Raw genomic sequence first — 6635 nt, 5'->3', positions numbered from 1 at the left:
CAACTGGTCTTATACATGTAAAGTTAGTGACCTTAAAACTGGAGCTAACACCATAACCATAACGGCAACAGACCAATTCGGAGCCTACACAGTAAAGACATTTAACATCAATAACGCTGTAACAGAAACACCTATGAAGAAAGCTGTTGCACGCTATAAAATCCTAGCACCGAAAGGATCAGCTAGAGAAATCCTTGCTTGGCTAAAGAGAGAAAAGGGCAATTTAGTCGTTGATGCTGAGACATCCTTTGTAGATAAAGGACTGCCAGAGCAATATACAGCCATGACCAAGGAAAGTGTTGATCTTACTACTTCAATTACAGAAGATGAGTTGATTAGCACTGTAGCTACAGCAAAATCAGACGTTATATTCAAGCTGACATTGAGCAGGACCAATACAAGCGCAAAAGAAGCAGCTGTCATGCTAGTGGGGGTGATTAGCTAGTGGAATACATCAAAAGAAACCCAGACGGGTCACTTGGCGGTGTGGTGGAGACTCCGGGGCATCATGATCGGTTACGTCCAGAGTTATTAGCGGCACTAGAGGCGATAACAGACTTAGACAGGCAGTTAGGTATATTGCACATTACGATAGAGCAACAAGGAAAGCAGATTGTCCAATTACAAGAAGAGATTACTGCACTGAAAGGAGGTGCCGAGTGATGCCAGTTAAAAAATATATGATACCTGTATATGCTGTGCTTGTGAAATCAGGAGAGTGGCTAATTGATCCTATGGGAACAGAGGAGAAAGCCGTTCCAGAAAATTACCGTGTTCCAGTCGCTGAATATTTAGCTTTGCAAAAATAGCTACGTCTTTCCAACCGGAGAGGCGTTTTTTATATTCTAAAATAAAAGAGGCTACTTCTAGGAAGAGAGACTAACCTAACCGTGTCTAAAAGGGGTATCAATATTTTAAAAAACAAGTAAGCCCTCACCAAAAGGTAAAGGGCTTACTAATATAATGGGTGTGAGAGGTATCCGTATACCCTAGTATATTTCTAATCAATGAGAAAGGTTCACCTATTTTATGACAACACAACATGGAAATTTTTCATAGGGAGCTAATAGGCTCCCTTTTTACTTTTGCCCCAAAGGGGGTGATAAGGAGAGGGGAAGCATGGAGGAACCACTTTTTAACGCATTATTATCACAAGGGCCATTTGCTGGTTTGTTTGTATGGCTATTGTTTTCTACTAAAAAAGAGGGAAGAGATCGGGAAGCAAAACTCATGGAACACAACGAACGAATGGTAATTCAGCTCGAAAGAAATACAACTACCTTGCAACAGATTGAACGGAGTCTAGCAGAGCTTGGTAGTGATGTTCAGGAACTAAAAGAAAAGGTGGGATAAGGAATGGAGATGACTACTGATATCGCTACATTAGCCGCAATCGTTGCGGCGCTTACCGGTGTGGCTAAAGGGTTTGGGGTTCCAAACAAATTTGCTCCATTAGTCGCTATGACTTTTTCGGCCCTTTTCGTCTTTCTTCCAAACGGAGAATTAAAAACCAATCTACTAACAGCGGTGGTCGTTGGATTAACAGCTGCGGGAGCTTATAGCTATGTAAAACCAGACAGTGGAGGGAACAAGCAATGAAACCACAAGATTTTATAGAAAAGATAGCACCTAGTGCTGTAGCTGACATGAAGAAAACAAAGATACCAGCGTCTCTTACAATTGCTCAGGCAATCCTAGAATCAGCTTGGGGAGAAAGTGGACTAACTAAGCGAGGAAACAATTTGTTTGGTATCAAAGGAACAGGCCCAGCAGGCGTTTGTGCTATGCCGACCAAGGAGAATTACAACGGTAAATGGACAACTATCACAGCTAATTTCAGAGCCTATAACAATTGGGGTGAGTCTATTGCAGACCATTCTAAGCTAATTCTAAACGGTACAAGAGACAAGCCTACACGCTATCATGGTGTATTAGGTGCTGATTATAAAACTGCCTGCCATGCTATCCATAAAGGCGGATATGCCACTGATCCGGGTTATCCAGGTAAGCTAATTGGGTTGATAGAGAAGTACGGTCTAGCTAAATATGACAAGGAGGAAATAACGATGAAACCAGAGGTAGCGAACGAAATTATAGATGTTTACTTACAGGCAGCATGGCATACAGCAAATGAATGGAATGACACAGATAGAAAAAAACGTATTGGACAATTGGCAGATGAGCTTCGAGTGGCAAGTGGACAAAGGAAACAGAATAATCACTAGATTATGAACGTGTCAGGTAAAACTGACACGTTTTATTTTTTGCCTAAAAATGAACGTGTATTTCTGGTTATGGAGGGGCTGATATCATATTTTATAACATGGGTTGTATAACTAATTCCCAATTTACTGAATATTGTTTACTTTAGGCGGAATTAATGGTATTATTTTTATATAAAGGAAAACATTATACATATGGAGGGTATTATGAAACTCATTAAAAAGGCAACATTTGGAGTTCTAGCAATGTCATTATTAGCAATCGCTGCACCAGCATCACAAGCAGGGGCCTTTTATTGTAAACCTTCTGGATACAACCAACCCCAGTATTGTTTAGATGAGACAGATTTATATAATGATCCATCACCTAACCCTAAAGGAGGCGGGGGATATAAAGTCCCTTAAGGGACTGACCCCCGTTTTTGGGACAGGGATAAAACACTTTATTTGCTAAGCAACCAGTTGCCGAAACTCAATCGGTGACTGGTTGCTTAGTTTCGTTTGATTACAAAAATATACGGAAATTTAATGCATTTGCTAGAAAACGCCGTATAGTATCTTTTTCCCTATTTAAACAACTTACCAATCACCTTAAATATATCAAACGTAGTCCTGTTATAAGCTTTATTATAAGCATACCTCTTAGGATTTCTGAGCCATCCCCATCCTCTCGGCATCTTCAATCCAGCTCGATGTACTAACTGTCTTTTTAGGCTTGTCCTAGCTGCTATACGCTTTTTGAAACTTGGTTTACGCATTCCAAACTTCATAGCAACCACCCTTTTATTTTGATCTACTGTTCATCCATTCTTTAATTTGTTCTTTTAACCAGATAGGACCACACGATAGCGTCTTGATCGGCTCAGGAAACTGACCGCGCTTGATATAAACTTGCAGGTATCCTTTGGTTTTACCTGTCATTTCGCAGACTTCTCCGAATCCAACAAGATCATCTACATTTACAAGCAAGCTAATTCCTCCGTCCGAATAAAGCAGTTACTATAAGATAAGTAACTGTCACAAGTAATATTCCTTGTTTCCACCAGGCGCTATATGGTGTGTAAGTAGCAAGGAGAGCGAGAGCTAAAGCGCCACGGATAGATACAAGATTTCTCACGTCTAAACGTTTCATTTTCATGGTATAATTGGGATGTAGGGGGGAGGTTTCCCTCCCCAGCTTACTTACGGCGTTTTCCTTGGCGGGGGCGCCGTTTTTGCTTTTTCTTCTTCTTTACCATCTTCGGATGAATAAAGTCTTTGTAGATCGTATACAGGAAGACGATAAGAGGAAGCCATTCTTTTAACCATCCCAATTCTGCACCTCCTTTCTAATATTATTATAGCATTATGTTATACAAAGTACAACAATTTATTACATAATTATACCAATAATTTTTGTTTGCATGTTCTCTTATTGTTCGCATAAAATAAGAACATACATTCGTATTTGAGGAGATGTTTTCATGGCTAGTAAAATTCTTGATCCCCTTGTAACGAAATTCATCTTGCCAGAGCATGCAGAAATGTTACGTCAGTATCACGAAGATAAAAAACTGGTTGAGAAGCCGATCATTGAAGAGGATGAACTAGCCGAGTTTTGTTATAGGATATCTGATTCACGTCAGTATGACTATGCACTAACAATTAGCTGGTGGAAAGAGACAAAAAAGGGCAGAGGAGTAATTGAATCCGCCTGGGGATGGGTAGATAGGTTTGATTCTCAATTTAAACAGATCAAGTTAAAGAACGATGAGGATTTTTGGTGGATACCTGTAGAGGATGTGATTAGTGTAAAAGCCTAGTCCGGTGATTCTTTTAATTACATAGACTGTATTGCTCTGCGGGAACAGGGATACAGAACAACCCTTTTTCGGTAATCCGTTAAAGGGTTGTAATTTTTTATGTAGAATATGGTAATTGCGATCAGCATTACATAAAAAGGAGGAGTAGAATTGAGACGTCAGGACAGTCACGGACCAGGAATAGGCTCTTTGGGACCGGTAGAAGGAAATTAATAGTTACTAATTCGGTAATCTCCCTATAGGGGAATTTCAGCGTGCATCATACCTTTCGGTATTTTATCTGCACGCTGAAACGTCCGAATTTAGGTTCGGACGTTTGTGTAACGTATGAAATTTTGGGAACATATTATTTTATTCTATTACTTTACTTTTGTGTCTACAAGCTTCCAGATGTTATCGTCATCATCGGCAGTAAGACCTTTGACGTCATTTTTGTCCTTCATGGCAAACTCAACCACTACATTTTCACCATCAGCTTTTTGATAGATATACAAGCCTTTTTCCTCGGCTTTGTCTACAAGATACAAGCCTGACGAATCGCCTTTTTGACGTTGGACATTTTCCATCTCTGCATCAGCAAGGAGACTAGCTTTTTGAACAGATGTAAATTTTTTGTCATTGCTGCTTATCTGAACGCCCTTAAAATCTTCGTAGGTGTATCTAGTCCATTCATTCTCATCTATACCATGAGCTTTCATTACTTCTTTCCATTTATTCTCCAATTTGCTCTCAACATCATCAAGTTCTTTTGGAGCAATGGATGGACTTACTCTTTTAGAACTTCCACATTTACCAAAGGCTTTGTCGGAGTCTTTAGACCTGTCGTAAGTTCCATTTGAGTAATCGACCCGATGAGTGCTTTCAACTACCCATTTTGGTCCTCCTGCTGCTCTCGAATCATCATTACCAGAATGATTCATAATAAGGGTTACATAATCACTGTCTAAAGTATTGGAGAAATTATCAATAAACTCTCCATCCCTTTCTAGCCTATAGAACACTTTAGTTCTATCGATATTGCCTCCAGTGCCTCTAGTAGATGCCCTTACGTTCATCTCGTTATCACACTCTACATCGTCTGTAATTCTAATTCCGGTTTTCTTGTTATCTATAGCTGCATCTGCACCTTGGAAACTGGTTAAGGCTAAACCGACTACCGCTAAGCTTGCTATTAAAGCTCTTTTTTTCACCGTTATCATCCTTTGAGTGTTAGAAAATATTTACATAGCACCCTATTTAAGTATAAGCTTTATTGGTGATTTTTCCACAATTTTTTTAAAATAAACTTACCATTTACCAATCGCTTTTAAGCTTGTATTTGGAAAAAGTAATGAGCATTTTTCGTCAAAACCTCTATATACCCGTCAAAGGATTCGACAAAGACAAATGACGAATTATTCTTTATGAGGTGATAGTTCTTGAAACTACAGTGTCGTCTGCGCATTATTTTAGCTGAGCGTAATATGAAACAACAAGATTTATTAAAACAGATGGACGAGCCTATCTCACATGCGTCATTGAGTCAAATAGTTCAAGGAAAGAATCTTCCTACTCTTATAACTGCTATACAAATAGCCAAGGCTTTGAAAATGCCGATAGAAGAAATCTGGTTAGAAGTCCCTGACTAATTTTTTAAAATGGGCATGCAATTTGTAGCCGTGAACTACATACACTGTACCATCAAGATTAAGGAGCTGGTGCAGATGTGGATTGTCCATCAACGGATGGCAGAGCTTTGGTTCATCAATAAGACAAGGGAGCTTACCGACTCGGAAATGACAGAAATGAGCCATTGTCTGAGTGCAAACGCTCAAAGAGCTTGGGAGATTGCAAAACTCAAAAACCTATCTTTTATCGCCAGTATGACGAACGACGCGGATTGGCAGCATGAGTTATGTTCAAGGATAGAGAAGATAGAGGGGTGACTTTCTTGGTCACCCCTATAGAAAGGGACTGACAACGCAATGAAGTAAATGACAAGCAAAAAAGCTAAAAATAATCATTGTTAATCGAAAATAAAATAGCGTAGTTGCGCTTCATTCATCTTATGTGTAAAGTAATAATTAAACTCATGATTTATTTATATAAATTTGCTCATATATTCATTTATAGTTGACCCATAAAAGTCATATAGTTATAATAGTCATACAGTTATGATAATTGTGAATACATAGAGAAAGTAGGTTAACTATGAAAAAAATGATAGCAATTTCTTTTTTGTCTTTGGCGGTAGTTGGATTATCCTTTTTCCCAACTAACACTCAGGCAGCTGGTTATCCGTACTACCCAAAAGATTCGACTAATGGTTATGGTAGTGTTAGTGGTGACCAAGAATGCCACAACCCATATGATTGCTGAAAATAGATACTACCTGTGAAAACTATGAAGACCTGAGTTGTTCTATATAAGTTGAACGAAAGAATGCAGGAGGAATGGGTTCTCAGCAAAGATATCCCATATCCTACATGCAAAGCATTCGTTCAGCTATTATAGTAAAAAGAGCTTCTTCGACGTTTCAAATATTCCAGGCGTAAATACTGGAAATACATAAAAAGCTGCTGATTATTCAGCGGCTTTTTATTTTGGTGGATTGCATATCACATATATGATA

The 6635-nt window shown here is 38.9% G+C and carries 13 protein-coding genes and 1 pseudogene; 10 read left to right on the top strand and 4 right to left on the bottom strand.

Going from position 1 to position 6635, the window contains the following annotated elements; translation table 11 throughout:
- The 7 genes and pseudogenes from QZ995_RS23440 to QZ995_RS23410 all read left to right on the top strand — a co-directional run.
- Positions 1-445, top strand: a pseudogene (locus QZ995_RS23440) (hypothetical protein); the annotation flags it as partial.
- On the top strand, positions 445-663 hold the full coding sequence (locus tag QZ995_RS23435; RefSeq protein WP_301812336.1) for a hypothetical protein: 219 nt from the start codon (positions 445-447) through the stop codon (positions 661-663). The pseudogene QZ995_RS23440 and the gene QZ995_RS23435, both read left to right, overlap by 1 nt.
- Entirely contained in the window at positions 663-809 is a 147-nt protein-coding gene (locus QZ995_RS23430) for a CD1375 family protein (protein ID WP_301812334.1), read from the top strand. The genes QZ995_RS23435 and QZ995_RS23430 overlap by 1 nt, the downstream gene beginning before the upstream one ends.
- Positions 810-1119: 310 nt before the next feature.
- Complete coding sequence (locus tag QZ995_RS23425; protein ID WP_301812332.1) at positions 1120-1353, top strand: BhlA/UviB family holin-like peptide; 234 nt, start codon at positions 1120-1122, stop codon at positions 1351-1353.
- Between the two features lie 3 nt (positions 1354-1356).
- A complete protein-coding gene (locus QZ995_RS23420) occupies positions 1357-1599 on the top strand; it encodes a hypothetical protein (RefSeq protein ID WP_301812331.1) in 243 nt (80 codons plus the stop codon).
- The gene (locus tag QZ995_RS23415) at positions 1596-2225 is read left to right on the top strand and encodes a glycoside hydrolase family 73 protein (RefSeq protein ID WP_301812329.1); all 630 of its coding nucleotides are present in this window, start codon (positions 1596-1598) and stop codon (positions 2223-2225) included. The genes QZ995_RS23420 and QZ995_RS23415 overlap by 4 nt, the downstream gene beginning before the upstream one ends.
- A gap of 204 nt (positions 2226-2429) precedes the next feature.
- Positions 2430-2627 carry a hypothetical protein gene (locus QZ995_RS23410; protein WP_258425880.1) on the top strand — a complete coding sequence of 66 codons (198 nt, stop codon included), beginning with the start codon at positions 2430-2432 and terminating at the stop codon, positions 2625-2627.
- A gap of 161 nt (positions 2628-2788) precedes the next feature.
- On the opposite strand, the gene QZ995_RS23405 is transcribed toward QZ995_RS23410, so the two are convergent.
- The 3 genes from QZ995_RS23405 to QZ995_RS23395 all read right to left on the bottom strand — a co-directional run bounded on the left by QZ995_RS23405 (position 2789) and on the right by QZ995_RS23395 (position 3535).
- Entirely contained in the window at positions 2789-2992 is a 204-nt protein-coding gene (locus QZ995_RS23405; RefSeq protein WP_301812326.1) for a hypothetical protein, read from the bottom strand.
- 13 nt (positions 2993-3005) lie between these two features.
- Positions 3006-3191: a helix-turn-helix transcriptional regulator gene (locus QZ995_RS23400; RefSeq protein ID WP_301812323.1), complete on the bottom strand. Its 186-nt coding sequence runs from the start codon at positions 3189-3191 to the stop codon at positions 3006-3008.
- A gap of 209 nt (positions 3192-3400) precedes the next feature.
- Positions 3401-3535 (bottom strand): hypothetical protein, encoded by a 135-nt coding sequence (locus QZ995_RS23395; protein ID WP_022583731.1) that lies wholly within the window; start codon positions 3533-3535, stop codon positions 3401-3403.
- A 150-nt stretch (positions 3536-3685) separates the two neighbouring features.
- Here QZ995_RS23395 and QZ995_RS23390 point away from each other — a divergent pair, with 150 nt between their 5' ends.
- A complete protein-coding gene (locus QZ995_RS23390; protein ID WP_301812321.1) occupies positions 3686-4024 on the top strand; it encodes a YolD-like family protein in 339 nt (112 codons plus the stop codon).
- 359 nt (positions 4025-4383) lie between these two features.
- Here QZ995_RS23390 and QZ995_RS23385 read toward each other — a convergent pair whose 3' ends face one another.
- Complete coding sequence (locus QZ995_RS23385) at positions 4384-5214, bottom strand: hypothetical protein (RefSeq protein WP_301812319.1); 831 nt, start codon at positions 5212-5214, stop codon at positions 4384-4386.
- A 228-nt stretch (positions 5215-5442) separates the two neighbouring features.
- Between QZ995_RS23385 and QZ995_RS23380 the strand changes: the two genes are divergently transcribed.
- On the top strand, positions 5443-5652 hold the full coding sequence (locus QZ995_RS23380; RefSeq protein ID WP_301812314.1) for a helix-turn-helix transcriptional regulator: 210 nt from the start codon (positions 5443-5445) through the stop codon (positions 5650-5652).
- 75 nt (positions 5653-5727) lie between these two features.
- Positions 5728-5949: a DUF7667 family protein gene (locus QZ995_RS23375; protein WP_003339956.1), complete on the top strand. Its 222-nt coding sequence runs from the start codon at positions 5728-5730 to the stop codon at positions 5947-5949.
- Positions 5950-6635 lie beyond the last annotated feature (686 nt).

The organism is Brevibacillus laterosporus (assembly GCF_030489605.1).
GTDB lineage: Bacteria > Bacillota > Bacilli > Brevibacillales > Brevibacillaceae > Brevibacillus_B > Brevibacillus_B laterosporus_E.
This window is presented reverse-complemented; position numbering and strand designations above follow the sequence as displayed.